The organism is Peribacillus sp. NPDC076916 (assembly GCF_050269675.1).
Taxonomy (GTDB): Bacteria; Bacillota; Bacilli; order Bacillales; family DSM-1321; genus Peribacillus; species Peribacillus aracenensis.
The window spans coordinates 137732-155436 of sequence record NZ_JBNNIU010000007.1; the positions used below are offsets into that span (position 1 = coordinate 137732).

Here is a 17705-nt window from a genome sequence, read left to right on the forward strand (position 1 = left end):
AATATATAATTACCAATACAAAATTTCAATATATCTATAGCTTAAAGCTATAGAAAGGAGAATATATGGATCTTCGTCAACTTCGATATTTCACTACAATTGTCCGGGAAAAGAATTTCTCAAAAGCAGCAAAAACGCTGCATATATCACAACCTTCCCTAAGTAATGCCATAATGAAATTAGAAAATGAAGTTGGTTTTCAGCTTTTGGAACGCAATACAAGAGGGCTTGAGCTCACGGAATCAGGGGGGATTTTCTATACGAGATCTGTTGATCTGTTAAGAAGATTCGATAATATGCAGGTGGAGCTTAAAGAAATGAAGGATGTCGGAAGCGGAACCGTATCAATAGGTTCCATAGAATCATTCAAATTTTGGTTCCCGAAGATCATCAGGAATTTTAAAATCAATTATCCTAAAATTCATATAAAAGTCAGGGAAATATTAGGGGAAGAGAAGGTTTTCGATTCGTTAAATCGGTATAATGTTCATTTCACCATCACGAACCAGCCCATCAACAACGATGAAATTCTGTCCACACCCCTTTATAATGAAAGATTCATGCTTTTGATCCATAAAGATGACGATTTAAACGGAAAAGAGTCCATCACCTTCCAAGACATAGCAAAGAAAGAATTGATCATCAGTACAACTGGATTTCAAACAAGAGATGATATCTTAAAAGCATTTAAGGATGAAAATGCAATTCCCAATATCCTATACGAAATAGAAAGGCTTGAAACGGCTTGCAGTTTGGTGGAAGCAGGGATTGGGGTTACAATTTTACCGGAAAACTATATAAGATCCGCTGCAACAACCAATACTGCAATTCGCTCGATCGATTCAAATTATTTGGAAAGGACTGTTTACCTGGCTTATTTGAAAGATCGATATCTGTCTCCTGCGGTATGTAGGTTAATCGAGGACATACATAGCTTTTTTAAGAGTGATGTCAGGAACGGTGACTAAAAAAATCAAAGGTAATGACAAAAAAACATTCCCCAAATGCACATTGCACAGGGGGAATGTTTGATTTTATTGCTTTGGCCATTTCCCTCGATTTCCTTATAAACTGCTTGCTAGAGCAGTTTCAGTCTAAATTCGTCAGGGTAAATTAATTCGTGACACTGCCATCATCGTCTGGATCTCCAATATCCGCCGAATCTTTTTCCAATAGTGCCTCTTTGTCTTTTTCATTCCATTTTGTTTTATATCCTAATGATTGCGCAACCCTTAATACCGGTAGATACGATTTTTTATCTGGTTTGAATGTTTCCAAGTCCCCTGTTCCAATTGCACCCAAACCTAGTAACAATTTATCTGATTGGATATAGGGTTTTTCATCTATCAGTTTCATTTGTTCAGCTGAATAAGGATAAACGGCTCCATTCACTTTTAAGGTAAACGGTCCCTTTTTTTCTTCTTTTATTTCTTTTGGCTTTTTCGATTTATAGGAGACATTATACACTCCTTGAACAGTTCCTTCTCTCGTATTATCGGCTCCCCCATACATTCTCCCCTTTTCATAATCATAAATAACAGCTTGCACATTTCCGATATGCTGGGGTTTTTCTTCATAAACATGGCCTTTTGCCATTAACTCCAACCTTGTATTTTGTTCAATTCCCGGTTCCCATCTAACTGTCGGATATCCAGCGGAATAAATACGTGGCGCTAATATTGCATCTTGGATTCGCATTTTATGATCAAGCACGTTCATAATCGTTTCAGATACAGATGCTATTATCGTCGCTCCTCCTGGTGAACCAATGGCCATGAAGGGATTGCCATCTTTTAATACGAAGGTCGGTGACATACTGCTTCTTGGTCTTTTTCCTGGTTCCACCTGGTTAACTCCACCCGGTGTTGCATCAAAATCCGTCATTTCATTATTTAGCATGAATCCATATTCAGGTACCATGATACCCGATCCGAATACTTGCTCGATTGTAGTCGTATAAGCAACCATATTTCCCCATTTATCCATTACAGAGAAATGGGTTGTTTGACCGATCGGTGTTTTCTCCTCTTTTACCTTCTTCATTGAAGTAGGTTCTTTGCCCTCATACTTCCATGGATCGCCTGCCTTGACATCAGCTGTTGATCTTTTTGGATTGATGAGTTTTCGTCTTTCTTTAATATAATCTTCATCCAATAGTCCTTTTGTAGGTACATCATAAAAATCTTCATCTGCCATATAGGCAGCTCGATCGGCAAAAGCAAGATGCATGGCTTCCGTGAGATAATGAAGATACTCAGGTGTGTTCGCCCCCATCTTTTGTACATCGTATCCTTCCATAAGCTTCAGGATTTGTAGAACAGTCAAACTGCCTGAGCTTGGTGAAGCTGCCCCTACCACTTCAAATCCCCTATATTCCGATTTAATCGGCACTCTTTCTTTCACTTCATAGTTTTGCAAATCCTCAGTTGTCATCGTTCCTTCACGCTTTTGAACTTCTTTGGTTAGGGCTTCCCCGATTTCACCTTTATAAAAAGCCTTGGAACCTTGTTTTTTTATTAACTTAAGAGTCTTTGCCAGATCTGGCTGAACAAGGGTGTCTCCCTCTTCCAAAGGCTTTCCGTCTGGTACAAAAACCTTTGCAGCCGCTTGGTTATTTTTAAGCTTTGTTACATTTTCATCGATATATTGTGCTGTTGCCCAATTGACTTTTACCCCTTGTTCAGCTTGTTTAATGGCCGGGCCTATGACTTGTGATAAATTCAATGTTCCATATTTCTCAAGAGAAGTCTCTACACCCTTCAGAGTTCCAGGAACTGCAACCGCTTTACCAGATGTGTGCCGCTTACTAAAAGGAACAGGTTTTCCCTTTCCATCTAAAAAAAGTTCAGGCGTAACATTTTTCGGTGCCATTTCGCGATTTTCAATCATCGTTATTTTATTTTCCTTTTTATTATAAATCATGATAAAACCGCCGCCACCGATTCCAGACATCATTGGTTCAACTACATTTAACGATAATTGAATGGCTGCTGCTGCATCGACTGCGTTTCCACCTTGTTTTAGTATCTTTATACCCGCTTCAGCTGCTAACGGATGAGAAACTGATACGATTCCTTTTGTTGCCCCCTTTCCCATTGACTTATCCACTCCAGGGACACTTGCAAAAGCTGGTGTGATCATACAAAAGAAACTGAAAGTAACTAAAATAAAACTTTTTAAAAATTTCATGAATTAGTCTCCTTTCAAAAACAAAATTGGGATTTCACCATACGGCAAGTGGATTTACGGATGACCCTCGATCTGCAAGTCTGGAATATGCCGGTTAATCTCTAAATTGAAGCAGTATTCACATTCCCTTTGGCTGTTGGGTAAGTTCTCTCAAATGATGATTCAATTCAAAAAATCACCTCCCCAATTTTCAGCATGACTCTTCAACTAACCTTTACATCCCGATGATAATCGAAGCCTCAACTTTTCTCTATACTTTGCTTATGTTCCAAGATATTGGGGCTGTCGTATTTGTCGCTCTTCCAAAGATACTGTAAAGCCAGCAATACGATAAATGTAGTTAACCCAACGATGTCCGATATCGTTTCAGGATAGATTAATAGTAAACCGACGATTATAGCGAGGATTCTTTCTATCCAGTGCATCCCCCTCATCCAGTAACCTATAACTCCAGCACCGATTGCAATCATACCTGACATCGCTGTAAGAACGACCCAGGCGACCTCCATCCAAGTTGTATCGATCATAAGTAATTGTGGAGAGAGAACAAAAATATACGGAATGATAAATGCAGCAATAGCAAGTTTTGATGACTGTATCCCCGTTCTTATCGGTTCACTGCCCGCTACCCCCGCCGCAGCAAATGCCGCTAATGCAACTGGAGGAGTTATATCTGCTATAATGCCAAAATAGAAGACAAATAGATGTGCAGATAAATCAGGGACGCCAAGCAAAATGATCGCAGGTGCTGCAATCGTCGATGTGATTACATAATTGGCGGTCGTAGGTGATCCCATTCCCAAAATAATTGCCGCTACCATCGTTAGCATCAGTGTTGGAATTAAATATCCACCAGAGAAATCGATTAATCCATTTGCCAATTTCAGCCCAAGCCCCGTTTTCGTAACGATTCCTACAATAATGCCGGCTGCTGCGGTTGCAGCTGCAACCGCAAGTGCTGTCCGGGCTCCATCCACCAATGCATAAATGATATCGATGAATTTCATGCGGACATCCTTGTTTATGAATCCTACAAGAACCGAGATAAGAATGGAATACAAGGCTGCATGTGTAACCGTTATATTCAGCATGAGCAAGAAGATAATGGCGATGATTGGAATTAACAAATAAAGTTTGCTGATCACTTCCTTTTTATTTGGCATTTCTTCTTTCGTTAATCCACGCAATCCAAGTCGTTTCGCTTCAAAATGGGTCATGATCCAAATTCCTGAAAAGTAAAGGATAGCTGGAATCGTAGCTGCCTTTGCTATATCCCAATACGTAATCCCATTCCCAATGAATTCAACCATTAAAAATGCCGCCGCCCCCATTATCGGAGGCATTAATTGACCGCCAGTAGACGCGGCTGCTTCCACTGCCCCGGCGAATTCCTTCTTGTATCCAAGATTTTTCATCATCGGTATCGTAAAGGATCCAGAAGTGACAACATTAGCCACAGAGCTTCCGCTGATCGTTCCTTGCAGAGCACTGGAAAAAATCGCAACCTTCGCAGGTCCCCCTATCCTTCTACCGGCAATAGACGTTGCAAGATCATTGAAATATTGACCGACACCCGTACGGACAAGAAAGGAACCAAATAATAAAAACAGGAAGATGAATGTCGATGAAACCGCTAGAGGTGTACCTAAAATGCCCTCTGTCGAGAAGAACATCGTTTGCACCAAACGTTCCAGCGTTAAACCTCGATGAGAGAGGAAGCCTGGCATATACTGACCAAAAATCCCATAGAAAACGAATAATAAAGCAATGATCATAATAGGAAGCCCTACAGCACGCCTAGTTGCCTCTAAAACTAGCAGAATGGCCATTAAACCAACCGCAAAATCCAATGCACCCAGACGTCCTACATTCATGACGATATCCTCGAAAAATAATGGCCAATACGCACCTACGCCTATACTAAGGATTGCTAAAATGATATCGTACCAAGCAACTTGAAATTTTCCTTTCTGACGCTTCTTCCGGTTTGCAGGAAAAAGTAAAAAAATCAAGGAGAGTGCAAACCCTAAATGTATCGTCCGTTGGATTTGTGCTGTAAAAACACCAAAAACAGCAGTATATAATTGGAATAACGAAAAAGCTAAGAGTCCAAAAAATGCAATGTGGCCCAAGACACCAGTTAATTTCCTTGTCCCGGCTTCAGGATCATATTTTTCCAATAACTCCTGTTGTTCTGCTTCGGTTAAATACTTCGTTTTTTCTTGATCAGCCACTAATCTTCACTCCCTTCAACTGTTCCCATAATGAAATTCTTTCTGATGAAATCCTGACCCATGTCCCTGGTTTAATAAAGTCTGCCAATGTGTATGTTTTTTCATCATATATTAACCGATGGTTAGCTCTAACTTTTCCTACTCGTAAATCTATATAAGCGAAATTGCGATTCATATTTTTTATGAAGTAAGTACCGTCTTTCTCTTCGAATACTTCTTCCCCCTCTGCATTAGAAGGCATACCGACAGCAAAGTCATTATAAGCAAGTTCGGTTTGTTCGATTTGTTGATCTGATAAACGATATGATTCCAGTACCTCCGAGAGGTGGATGGAGTGTGTATACTTAATCTGGAAGTTTTTCTCTCTTTTCAATGGCAAGTATGCGACTAATTCTCCTTGGTCCTGGTAGGAAAATGCAATTACATGCTTATACGGAAAAAATAATAGAAAAGCGATGATCAGAGGTGTACCAAAAGCCATGAATCTCTTGAATTTCATAGGTACCCCTTTCAAAATCTGAAATCCCATTCAGAAAAAACGAAGCCGATAGGCCACATATAGCGAGCTACCGACCAAATTGCATTACTTGGAAACACCTTTTTCTTTAAAGTATTTTGCTGCGCCAGGATGAACTTCCATATCCCCTAATCCTTCAAGTGCAGTCTCTGCTGTAATGAACTTGCCCTTGGCATGTGTAATTTTATCCGTGTTGTCATATACCGCTTTTGTCATTTCATACACTAAATCTTCATCAAGATCCTTTGTAACCACTAACATTGCTTTAACAGCAACTGTTTTCACCTCGGATTTGATTTTGTACGTCCCGCTTGGAATCGTGTCTTCTGCATAGTATGGGTATTTTTTAACCAACGCTTGAATCTTGTCCTCTGCAATAGGCAGGATAATAATATCATTTTGTACGGATAGCGCATCAACCGCACCAGTTGGTGTACCGGCCGTAATGAAAGCTGCGTCAATACTTCCTGCTTGGATTCCCTCCGTCGACTCATCGAAAGAAAGATTTTGTCCTTTAATATCTTTCTCAGTCAATCCATGGATCTCCAGGATTTGCATGGCATTGATGTAAGCACCAGAACCCGGTGCACCTACCGATACCTTTTTACCATTCAAATCCTCGACTGATTTAATTCCACTCTTTGCCGTCGTTACAATTTGAACCGTTTCAGGATATAAAGAGCTTATCGCTTGTATATTGTCTATAGGTTTCCCGTCGAACATTTCTTTTCCTTCAAGTGCATATGCGGCAATATCCGTTTGCGAAAAAGCTATTTCAGCTTCTCCAGCTCTTAAAGTTTCCATGTTTTCAGCCGAGGCACCAGATGTCTGAGGTGTTATTTTCGCTTTTGTTTTATCGGAAATGATTTTTCCAATTTGTCCCCCAAGTGGATAGTATGTACCTCCCGTTCCACCAGTCAACAAACTCAGGTCTTGGTTTCCGCTTCCGGATACCTTTTCCTTACTGTCTCCGCAGGCCGTGATAATACCGGTGACCGTCAAAATCATGACCAATAAAAAGTACTTATTAAACTTTTTCATAAAACTCCCTCCTTATGTGTTTTCTTCATCCGCAAGAGATGATAGTGTTATTATTCTACCGAACACCTTGCTTTTCCTTTTTTTACAAAATAAGACATATGAATCTAAAGCACTAGTAATTGACTATAAAATTTTTATAGAAATCGAAATAACAAGCATAAATGTGTAAAAAAAACTATTAAAAACAAAGAAAATCCGTTATCATATAGTAATATTTTACCCTTTATTACCTATTTCCCCTTTCTTTAAGGATAATATTGACTCTTCCATTTTAGAAATATATTATTGTTATAAACTTATAAGTCTATATTATAAAATGATTTTCCTAGCATCTTTCTAGCCTTTAATTAGTTATTTCCCGCTTTTGTTTGAGAGGGAATATTAGAAGTCAACCCTTTCTTTTACCGGCCATTTTAGCCTTTCACTTTCAAATCCAACTGAAGTGGGTGATTGTTTGAATTTCCTATCCCTCCGCTATTTCATAGAGGTTTCTAACCATCTGAGTTTCAGTGAGGCTTCAAAAACCCTGCATATATCCCAGCCCGGACTTAGCCAACAGATTTTATCCCTCGAAAAACAATTAGGATTTAAATTATTGAATCGAACGACAAGAAAAATTACATTGACGGAAGAAGGAGAGTACATCTATAAAAAACTAGCTCCTTCCTTTGAAGATATTGAGAAAACAGTGAATTACATAGTTGAAAATAAAACCATTCCCAAACCTAAACTGAAGATTGCCACCGTCCCCTCTGCAGCTAGCATATTTATCCCTAAGCTATTGAAAAAGATTGTGGGTGAATACCCGGAAACGGAATTTTACGTGCATGAAACAACATCTTCAAGGGCAGTAAAACTCGTAAACCAACAAAACTATCACATCGGTTTCATCCGAACGCCCATCCACAGTAACATCATCGCCAATGAAGGATTAAGCATGATTGAATTCATGAGGTTCCCTTTACAATTAGTCGTTTCCATTGATCATCCCCTAGCCCAAAAAGATGCCATACAATTATTCGAAGCTAAAGACGAACCTTTTATCCATTATGATGCCGTTCAAGCACACTCCCTTCAATTCCTTTTAGAAAAGGCTTGTCTAACTGCGGGATTTTCACCTAAAGAATTATGTAAAGGCTCAGAATTACTGACGATCGCCAATCTCATTTCCAATAACTTAGGCGTAGCCCTCATGCCGGAAGATATGGTGAGTTTGTTGGGAAAAAGCCAAGTCAAAGCCTTAAACATCGATAATTCGGAATTATTCAGTTCCATATCGGCAGTTTGGAAAAACACGGATGCATCAAATCTGACTAAGCATATTTTGAAAACGTTAGAGAATGATCATGATTTTAAAGACATATGAGGTAGTAAAAATGTTGCGAATAAAACTCGGAGTGAAAAAGGGTCAATTATAATTAAGAACTATACTAATCGGTATTAAAAAAGCCCCATTTCTCTTGTGACACTGAGAAATGGGGCTATAAAAATTGTAATTTCATCTCTTAAACTACTTATTGGCGTTTGGCGGGACCCCTTCCATCACTTATTAAAACCTTGAAATTGCAAATTCTTCTTTTAGATAGTGGCTAATTATATCCATGCATAGCATGCTTTGACTTAAGAAAATATAAATACTCCATCCCCTCAGCGGTGATCTTAGTGCCGGCCCTTCCTCTGCCTTTGACGACAAATCCTTCGATTTCCAAAATATCCAGGCGGCGACGGATTTGCTGAGGGGACAAGACAAAGGCCGATTCTTTACTCTGACTAGCAATAAGTTCTCGACTTGCCGCTTTTCCTTTATCGTTGTATTGCTTGATTACTTCCAAGATGAAAATTCGCTCCTGAATTTCCAGTATACTTTCACAGACGGGATAATCTGCCGTAACACTTTCTTCCCCATGCCCGTGCATGAACGGAAGGTCACTCTTCGTCAAGACATTCCCCTCACAAACCGTCAGCATGTAATCGATCGTGCTTTTAAGTTCCCTAATGTTGCCGGGCCATTCATATTGCATGAAAAACTCCATAACGTCTTGCTCCACTTTTACCCACTTCCCGCTTTTTGTGATGAGGTGCTTTATCAAAAGTGGAATATCCGCTCTTCTCTCTTTTAGTGACGGTATGTAAAGATTAAGTACATTCAGACGGTAAAACAAGTCTGTTCTGAATGAACCGTCCCGCATCTTATCGTGAAGATTTTTATTCGTCGCGGTGATTACCCTAACATTTATGGGAATGATTCTCTTGCCGCCAATTCTGCGTATTTCACCCTCCTGAAGAACTCGAAGCAGATGGGATTGAACTGTGAGACTTATATCACCAATTTCATCCAAAAAGATCGTCCCGTTATCCGCCATTTCAAACAGTCCTTTCCTGCCTCCCCTTTGTGCTCCTGTAAATGCCCCTTCTTCGTAACCAAACAATTCACTTTCAAGTAAAGTTTCTGTTAAAGCGCTGCAGTTGACCGCTAGAAACGGCCCGTTCTTTCGCAATGAATGCTCATGAATCGCATGAGCAAACAGCTCTTTTCCGGTTCCTGTTTCTCCCTGAACCAAAATCGGATGCTCAGACAGGGCAAGCTTCTTGGCAATCTGCTTACGCTCTTTCATTACTTCATTTTCGCCAATAATATCTTCAAAGTTGTATTTTGAATAAAAGCCTTGATTTCGCATTTCTCTTTGTGCAGTCTTTTCTATTTCGAAAGCTTGGTGTACGCTTTTGAAGGTTGCGACGATTGTATTTTCTTTCATCATTTGCAATCGAAAAATCACGACATCCACTCCGTCTATGTTGAAGAACTTGCTTTCATCATTACTTCCCATGATGAAATCGATAATATCCCGGCGATTCAATACATGCTCTAGATACTGATGAACTACATCTTTTGCATCAACATGGAACAATGCCGCAAGCTGGTTATTGAATACCGTTATCAGCCCTTCCTCGTTAACGACCAATATGCCGTCATCGACAGTCCCCAACACATTTTGGATATGATCGCTCATTTGCTTGGCATCACGCTCTGCATATAACAGCTTACGTTGTAATTCAATGATATTGCTAATATACCTTTCTGAAATCTTCGAGGATATATCCTTGTGTAGACCACAGCATTCTACAACTTCCAAAATTGTTGTTATATCAAAAAGACGCACACCTATATCGATTACTTCTTTTATGTAAGAGGGACATAGGTGAGTTTCTCCTGGTGAAACGGCGATTTGGACATTCTCATAAAATAATATCCCCTTCCTGAAAGGAATAAATTGAACATGATCGACACCAAGCTGATATAAGGATTCAATAAGGTTTATAGTTGCATCATCATCATCATTCACCAAAAGAACGGCCGAACCCGCTGGTATTCTTAATAGCTTGTCAATGTATTCATGATTAACCGTTCTCTTTCCGACGATTATTTTCTCGGGATTTACGCTATACATTCCCTCTTTCTTGTCATAAGCGGCATCTGATGAAAACAAGATCATTCCATCTCCCAGAAAACGAGGTATTCCCTCATCGGTAGAATGGCTTTTGACATGCACGTAGTCTCCAAGCAGTTGTTCCAGTTGCTCCTGCAAGGCTTCCTTAGTTTTTGAGCTTCCCGCTATAAGTGTAAGTGAGGATTTTGACATAAAACACCTACCTGTCTTTAATTGGTACTATTATATCACCAAAAAGAACCAATAAAGACCTAAAACTTCAATTCAACCATTAAGTTTTCATAAAAATCAATTACCCCGTATTGGCACAGATTTTGCATATCTATTGACATTGATGACATTGACGTCCGTTGACATGCCTATGGTTTTGAAAAGGAGGAAAAAGCAGAATACTAGAAAAACAGATGAAGGTGATAGGCCGGCAATATTTTGTAAGCATATTAGTTTCATGCACTCATTTTATTACAAAGGAGAGACACTTATGAGCCGATTAGAAGAGAAAGCTGTTTTGCTGGAAACAGCGGGGGAAAAAAAAATCAATGTTTTTGTATTGCTGCTCTGCATTCTCGCAATAGCAACCCTATTTACTTACATCTTGCCGGCCGGGGAATATACACGGATCGAAGCAGATGGACGGACAACTGTTGACGCCACTTCTTTTAAATGGATAGAATCTGCTCCGGTGGAATTGTTCGATATGATAAAAGCTATTCACACAGGAATGGTTGAAGCCGGCAATATCATCTTTTTCTTGTTGATTATTGGAGGGTTTTTCGGTGTTTTAAGAGCAACAGGGACGGTTGATGTGCTGATCGCCACAATGGCTCGGAAGTTGGCGACACGTGAAAAGCTATTAATTCCTGTCGTGATGTTGTTTTTTGCTGTAGGCGGCTCCTTAATGGGAATGGCGGAAGAAACTCTAGCATATCTCCCTCTTATCATTCCGCTAGCGTTGGCTCTCGGATTCGATACAATTACAGGAACCGCCATCGTCATTGTTGGGGCATTGTCGGGATTCACGACTGCCATCATGAATCCATTCACAGTAGGACTTGCGCAAGGAATTGCTGAATTGCCGATGTTTTCAGGAATAGGGTTGCGCCTTATTTTATTTATTATCGTCTATCTTGTTTCCGTTCTTTATATCCATCGTTACGCAATGAAGGTAAAGAAAAATCCTTCCACCGGAATCTATGGAAAATATACAAAAGAAGAATCGAAAAAACTGCTGCAATCAAGTGTGAAGTTAACTGCGAGACATAAGTTCATCTTAGCTAGTTTCTTAATTAACTATATCGTCTTGGCGTTTGGGGTCATCAAGTTCCAATGGTACATGACAGAAATCGCTGCCTTATTCATCATATTGACAATTGTCATTGGAATCATCGGAAAATTGTCTGCCGATCACATCGTCAGCTCCTTTACCAATGGATCTGCAGCCTTGCTGGGCGGTGCTTTGATTATTGGCGTATCACGCGCCATTCTTGTTGTATTGAATGAGGGACATATCGTCGACCCTATGCTCCATCAAATATCTGAAGCCATTCAGCATATTCCGGCCTATTTAAGCGTTGCCGGCATGTACAGCTTCCAAACTCTCATTCATTTTATTTTAGCTTCCGGCACCGGTCATGCGATGTTGACCATGCCAATTATGGTCCCGCTCGCAGACTTATTGGATATTACACGTCAAACTGCAGTGTTGTCTTTCTCTTTTGCGGACGGAATTGGAAATATGATTTTCCCGACCGCGACCACCTTGATGGCGGGCTTGGCAATTGCAGGCATACCTTGGACAAAATGGGCGAAGTGGATCCTGCCCCTGGTACTCATTCAATATCTCATCGGATTAATAGCAGTCATCATGGCTCACTTCATCGGATATGGTCCATTCTGATAAAAATCATGAATTAATCACAGGAGGAAAAACACATTGCTTACTTTAATCAAAAATGGCGAGATATACTCACCCAATTACTTAGGACGGAAAGACGTTTTGATCACAAATGATAAAATTGCATTCATCGATGACAGAATCGAAATTCCTAACAACTTTGCTCCTATTCATATCATTGATGCGACCAACCTTCTAGTTGTTCCAGGTTTCATAGATTCACATGTTCATATTATTGGCGGAGGCGGTGAGGGCGGATTCAAAACCCGCACCCCCGAGCTGATGCTTACGGATATTACGACTTCCGGCATTACAACCCTGGTCGGCTTGCTCGGTACGGACGGAACTACGCGTAGAATGGAAAGCCTCCTTGCCAAGGCCCGGGCGCTTGAAGAAGAGGGTATTTCCTGCTTCATTCATACAGGTTCCTACCAAGTGCCAGTAAAAACATTGACAGGAAAAATCGAAGATGACCTTATTTTCATCGACAAAATCATCGGTGTCGGAGAGATTGCCATCTCGGACCATAGATCATCAGAACCCACTTTTGAAGAATTGACCAAAATCGCCGCAGCGGCACGCAACGGCGGTATTCTGTCAGGAAAAGCAGGTATTTTAGAAGTTCATGTAGGAGATGGAGATGGCGAGCTCTCGTTGTTACATGCTATTGCTGATAAAACCAACATTCCGATTCGGCAGCTCCACCCGACACATATCAACCGAAATGAAGAATTATTCAAGGCGGGAATTGATTACGCTAAGCGCGGCGGGTACGTAGACTTTACAACAAGCACCATTCCTCAGTTTCTGGATGATGGCGAAGTGAAGTGCAGCATTGCCTTGCGAATGATGCTTGAAGAAGGGATACCAGTCGGACACATTACCTTCTCTTCTGACGGACAGGCCAGCCTCCCGTTTTTCAACACCCATGGGGAGTATGCGGGCCTTCAAGTGGGAAAAGTATCTTCGCTATATCAGGAAGTGCGTGATTCTGTTTTAGAAGAAGGAATCCCCCTTGAAACGGCACTGAAGGTCATCACCACTAATCCCGCACAAGTGCTGAAACTATCAAACAAGGGAAGTATCCAAACCGGGAAGGATGCAGATATCGTACTATTGCAAAAGGAAAATTTGGCAATCAGCACGGTAATGGCAAGAGGACAAGTTATGGTAGAAAAGGGCATTCCTTTGATAAAAGGAACATTTGAATGAGTTTAGACAAGATACCCGTTATCGAAAAATTTTCACGACTCGCATTTTTTAAGATTTCGTATTAAGTATCACCTATCCTTTGGTCCGTATTTCGTAGAAGTCCATCCTAATTTAATCATATTCATGCAATGTTAAAAAAGCATTGTCACTGGCCATTATGAATATTTTGTTGTTCCGATCGATTCAGCTCTTAAATTATTTGTTTCAGCCATCATAGGGGCAATGGGATCTTATTTCACCAAAGGTATAACCGAACCGCCCCATGTGTGGCAGAATTACCGTGGATGTCGTTAGAAACTAACCCACTATTTACCATTAACAAGCATGATCATTTCTATCATTTACTTGCAAAAATTAATATTGTGAAGAATCGCTATAGGGGCGTTACTTAAACAAACTAAAAAGCCGAATTCCTAACCGTGAAGGAATTCGACTTTTATTTTTCAGTCATCTTGGCCTGTCTCCTTTGCTGAACTATCAACCTGTTAGTTCATAAGGCAACTAAACCTGTAAAGCCCCGATTTCTGCTTTAAGGTTCATCTCCATCCAAAATCAGGACTATCGAGACCCCTATTCATCACTTTTATTCTGGATTCTCGCTACGTACTTTCATTTCTTCAGAAGAGTCTTGATGCCAAATATATCAACCAAATAAGGAAGTACTATGCAATGGCTGAACTTTCGCCATGGGGTCAATATAGGCTTTGGCATTATTAACTGCCGTAGGACCTTCACCAAATCCGGAAGCAATTAATTTAACCTTTCCATCATACGTACAAATATCCCCGGCCGCGTAAATGCCTGAAATGTTCGTTTCTTGTTTGGAATTTACGATAATTGCATTTTTATTGATGTTTAGACCCCACTCTTTAATCGCTCCAAGAGAAGAGACAAAGCCGTAATTAATAATTAAATCATCTACGTCAACCACTTCTTTTTGTTGAGTCTTTGTATGCTCTAAAACAATTTGAGTAATTTGATCTGCTCCAACCAGCTCGGAGGGAATATAAGGTGTTTTGACCTCAACGGAGGAATTCACTAATTTTTCTACACTATGTTCATGGGCACGGAATTTATCTCTTCTGTGAATCAATGTTACCTTTTTTGCAATCGGCTCTAACATAAGGGCCCAATCAACAGCAGAATCCCCCCCGCCTAGAATCGCCACTTTTCTTCCTTTAAATCGGTTCATATCATTCACGAAATAATGCAAATTCTTATTTTCGAACTGTGTTGAATCTTCCAATTCCAGTTTACGGGGTTGAAAGGCTCCATTTCCAGCAGTAATGATTACTGATTTAGAAAAATGAGTATCGAGGTTTGTGGTGATCTTAAATGTTCCGTCTTCTTGCTTTTCCATCTGTTCAACTGCTTCTTCAAGACAAATGGTTGGTTCGAATACTTTCATTTGTTCTTTTAAATTCTCTATCAATTCCTGCGCCCTTACTTTTGGAAATCCAGCTATATCATAAATGAATTTTTCGGGATAAAGAGCCGAAAGCTGTCCTCCCAATTGAGGAAGACTTTCAAGGATTTTCACCTTTGCTTGCCTCATTCCGCCATAGAACGCCGTAAACAAACCAACTGGGCCGCCGCCAATAATTGTTATGTCATAGACCTTCTTATCTTCTGTCAATGTAATCACTCCTTGTTTTTCTAAGTTGGTTGTTCTTACTGAACATGATCTACAGGTTGTAAGGGATTGACTTGTAATGTCTCCACAAGTATTTCTTCCTTTTCCTCTTCTAATAATGATGGAGAAGATCGGTTAAATATCCACCCTTTCAAAAGACAAACTAGTGACTTCAATTTCCTTAGTTTTAAAATCTTTAAATCTATAATCAGTAGAAACGCCCTCATTGAATATATTTCTATATATATTATTCAAATTTATTAGGATTACCATCAAAGGATACTTGAGCCACTTTTATAGAATCGGTTGGACATCCTTCTGAAGCATCTATCATATCTTCCACGAGTTCTTCAGGTATAATCGCTGCCCCGACATTATTATCCAATATAACATACGCAATACCTTCTTCATCGTAATCATAAATATCCGGAGCTGAAGCACCACAAGCTCCGCAGGCAATACAAGTTTCTTTATCCACGATTGTAAAATTAGCCATTTTCACTTTCCATTCCTCTATATAATCTAAAACCTTTTTTCCTAAGGCATTTAGAGAAGCCTTAAGCAATCGAATTTGTTTTTTCCTTACTCAATATCGTTCAAAAATTCCAAAATGCTTGAATTAAACTTTTCAGGATTTTCCTGGTAGCACAGGTGACCGCCTTCTGGAATTATCACTAGCCGGGAGTTTATTAACTCTTCATGAATTGCTTCCGACTCCTTAATTGGAGTTACAGTATCCAACTCACCGCAAATTACAAGAACAGGAACATCTATATGAGATAACGATTTCATTTGATTTAGATGATAAAGTGAATATGCTACCGAACGATATCCTGCTGGTCTTATCTGTGTCATAATCTCTTTTACTCGTGTATGTACTTTTTCTGAAGCATGGGGGGATAGCAGTGCATGTATCCTCTTTTCCGCTATCTCCTCAGTAGATTGGTTTTCAATTGAAAATAATCGATTTTTCAATTTTGTCTCATTCTCTTCCGGAGTTAGAGCAGCAGCCCCTCTTGTCGAATCGGCTAATATTAGTTTATTAATCTTATCTGGGTATAGGCTACAGTACTCTATCGCAATTGCCGCTCCCATTGAATGGCCGAGCAGGTGGATTTTTCCCAACTTTAGCTGATCCATCATGCCGTTCAGAATACGCGCAAACTCTTTAAAACTTCTAAATTCTTCTGCTGGATCTGAACTTTTCCCATAACCCGGGGCATCCCAGGCAATTACTGTATAATGCTCATTTAATTCCTGGATCTGTTCCTTCCAAGACTGTGAATTATTGCTCATACCATGTAATAATACTAAAGGTTCCCCAGTGCCCTCTATTTCATAATGAATGTTTAAATCTTCTACTTTTACGTATGGCATGCTATCAGTCCCCCTTATTTGTTTTTGGCAAAACTTTTAACAAACAGTTTTGAAAGCTGTAATAACTTGAAATATATACTTAAACTAGAAAATGATTTACTAAATTAATATTTCGCCTGGAAAAAGCTTTCGTTTTGATTTGATTAAGAAATTGCTTCCTTTTTCTTGAAGATAAGCAGGGAAATTGACTTTCGTTCCCGTCTTACAACTTAACTTAAACAGTATTCAAAAACTGTGCCAGCTTAGCCAAGTCCTCGCACTGACAATCCGCCGTCGCTGGAAATGATTTCACCGGTGATTGCGCGTGATTCGTCAGAAGCTAACAGTACATACGCCGCAACGTGATCTTCCGGCATCTGTGCAAGTTGAAGAATATTCCGTTTTTTAATGCTGCTTGCTTTCGTATCATTATCGACGATTTTCACAAATGGGCGCAGCGGTGGAATCACCGTGAGTGCTGTCAATGTCCCCCCTGGGGCTACCGCATTTACCCGGATGGAAGGAGATAGTTCGAACGCAAGCTGGCACATCAATCCAATTTGGGCGTGTTTGCTCGCTGTGTACCAAACACCGCCGCCATCTGGATAAAAACTTGCACCGGATACGGTAAAAATAATATTGCCATTTGTTTTTTTCAGTTCTTCAAGAGCGGCTTTAGCCCCGAAAAAAGAGCCTTTTACGTTAATGTTTAGAAGGAAATCATACGCTTCGGAAAGCGCCTCAGGAGTCACATCGGCAAATTTGGCAAATCCATCGAACACGCCGGCATTCGCAACGAAAACATCTAACTTTCCGAATTGCTCAACAGTAGCTTGGACCGCTTGCTCATTGTCTTCGTATTTGCTTACATCTCCCTGATAAGTAAGGATATTTTCACCAAATTCTTCTTTCATTTTCGCTAACTTGTCTATAGAGCGGCCGATAATGCTCACTTTTGCTCCTTCTTGTATAAAACGGCGTGTGACAGCTTCCCCTATTCCAGAAGCTCCCCCTGTAATCAATACGACTTTATCTTTTAAGGCCATGCCCATTGTCTCCACCCCTTCTGCTATCTTTCAACCGTGATGAACGGTTATCCTAAGATCCATTCAAGCATACGACTTGTACGCGAGTGTAGTTTGTTTTATATTCAAAACAATGTTTCTTCATATAAACAATT

General features: G+C 40.1%; 13 protein-coding genes. 4 read left to right on the forward strand and 9 right to left on the reverse strand.

Features of this window, described 5'->3' with window-relative positions; genetic code table 11:
- Nucleotides 1-65: 65 nt before the first annotated feature.
- Nucleotides 66-968 (forward strand): LysR family transcriptional regulator, encoded by a 903-nt coding sequence (locus ACQKFG_RS19790; RefSeq protein WP_427562013.1) that lies wholly within the window; start codon nucleotides 66-68, stop codon nucleotides 966-968.
- A 145-nt stretch (nucleotides 969-1113) separates the two neighbouring features.
- On the opposite strand, the gene ggt is transcribed toward ACQKFG_RS19790, so the two are convergent.
- From ggt to ACQKFG_RS19810, 4 genes are all read right to left on the reverse strand, one after another.
- A complete protein-coding gene (gene ggt / locus ACQKFG_RS19795; RefSeq protein ID WP_427562016.1) occupies nucleotides 1114-3189 on the reverse strand; it encodes a gamma-glutamyltransferase in 2076 nt (691 codons plus the stop codon).
- Nucleotides 3190-3428: 239 nt separating this feature from the next.
- Nucleotides 3429-5423, reverse strand: coding sequence for a TRAP transporter permease (locus ACQKFG_RS19800; protein WP_349729451.1), 1995 nt, complete (start codon nucleotides 5421-5423; stop codon nucleotides 3429-3431).
- A complete protein-coding gene (locus tag ACQKFG_RS19805; RefSeq protein ID WP_427562019.1) occupies nucleotides 5416-5922 on the reverse strand; it encodes a DUF1850 domain-containing protein in 507 nt (168 codons plus the stop codon). The genes ACQKFG_RS19800 and ACQKFG_RS19805 overlap by 8 nt, the downstream gene beginning before the upstream one ends.
- An 84-nt stretch (nucleotides 5923-6006) precedes the next feature.
- Nucleotides 6007-6981 (reverse strand): TAXI family TRAP transporter solute-binding subunit, encoded by a 975-nt coding sequence (locus ACQKFG_RS19810; protein WP_427562022.1) that lies wholly within the window; start codon nucleotides 6979-6981, stop codon nucleotides 6007-6009.
- Nucleotides 6982-7423: 442 nt separating this feature from the next.
- Between ACQKFG_RS19810 and ACQKFG_RS19815 the strand changes: the two genes are divergently transcribed.
- Complete coding sequence (locus ACQKFG_RS19815; RefSeq protein ID WP_427562025.1) at nucleotides 7424-8347, forward strand: LysR family transcriptional regulator; 924 nt, start codon at nucleotides 7424-7426, stop codon at nucleotides 8345-8347.
- Nucleotides 8348-8570: 223 nt separating this feature from the next.
- On the opposite strand, the gene ACQKFG_RS19820 is transcribed toward ACQKFG_RS19815, so the two are convergent.
- The gene (locus tag ACQKFG_RS19820) at nucleotides 8571-10622 is read right to left on the reverse strand and encodes a sigma 54-interacting transcriptional regulator (protein ID WP_427562028.1); all 2052 of its coding nucleotides are present in this window, start codon (nucleotides 10620-10622) and stop codon (nucleotides 8571-8573) included.
- Nucleotides 10623-10911: 289 nt separating this feature from the next.
- Between ACQKFG_RS19820 and ACQKFG_RS19825 the strand changes: the two genes are divergently transcribed.
- Both ACQKFG_RS19825 and iadA read left to right on the forward strand, forming a co-directional pair.
- A complete protein-coding gene (locus ACQKFG_RS19825; protein WP_427562031.1) occupies nucleotides 10912-12327 on the forward strand; it encodes a YfcC family protein in 1416 nt (471 codons plus the stop codon).
- Nucleotides 12328-12363: 36 nt separating this feature from the next.
- Complete coding sequence (iadA, locus tag ACQKFG_RS19830) at nucleotides 12364-13536, forward strand: beta-aspartyl-peptidase (protein WP_427562034.1); 1173 nt, start codon at nucleotides 12364-12366, stop codon at nucleotides 13534-13536.
- Nucleotides 13537-14179: 643 nt separating this feature from the next.
- Here the strand turns inward: iadA and ACQKFG_RS19835 are convergent.
- The 4 genes from ACQKFG_RS19835 to ACQKFG_RS19850 form a co-directional block, all read right to left on the reverse strand.
- Nucleotides 14180-15172, reverse strand: coding sequence for an NAD(P)/FAD-dependent oxidoreductase (locus ACQKFG_RS19835; RefSeq protein WP_427562037.1), 993 nt, complete (start codon nucleotides 15170-15172; stop codon nucleotides 14180-14182).
- 244 nt (nucleotides 15173-15416) lie between these two features.
- Nucleotides 15417-15665: a ferredoxin gene (locus ACQKFG_RS19840; protein ID WP_427562102.1), complete on the reverse strand. Its 249-nt coding sequence runs from the start codon at nucleotides 15663-15665 to the stop codon at nucleotides 15417-15419.
- An 86-nt stretch (nucleotides 15666-15751) separates the two neighbouring features.
- On the reverse strand, nucleotides 15752-16546 hold the full coding sequence (locus ACQKFG_RS19845) for an alpha/beta fold hydrolase (protein ID WP_427562040.1): 795 nt from the start codon (nucleotides 16544-16546) through the stop codon (nucleotides 15752-15754).
- Between the two features lie 242 nt (nucleotides 16547-16788).
- Complete coding sequence (locus ACQKFG_RS19850; protein ID WP_427562043.1) at nucleotides 16789-17577, reverse strand: SDR family NAD(P)-dependent oxidoreductase; 789 nt, start codon at nucleotides 17575-17577, stop codon at nucleotides 16789-16791.
- Nucleotides 17578-17705 lie beyond the last annotated feature (128 nt).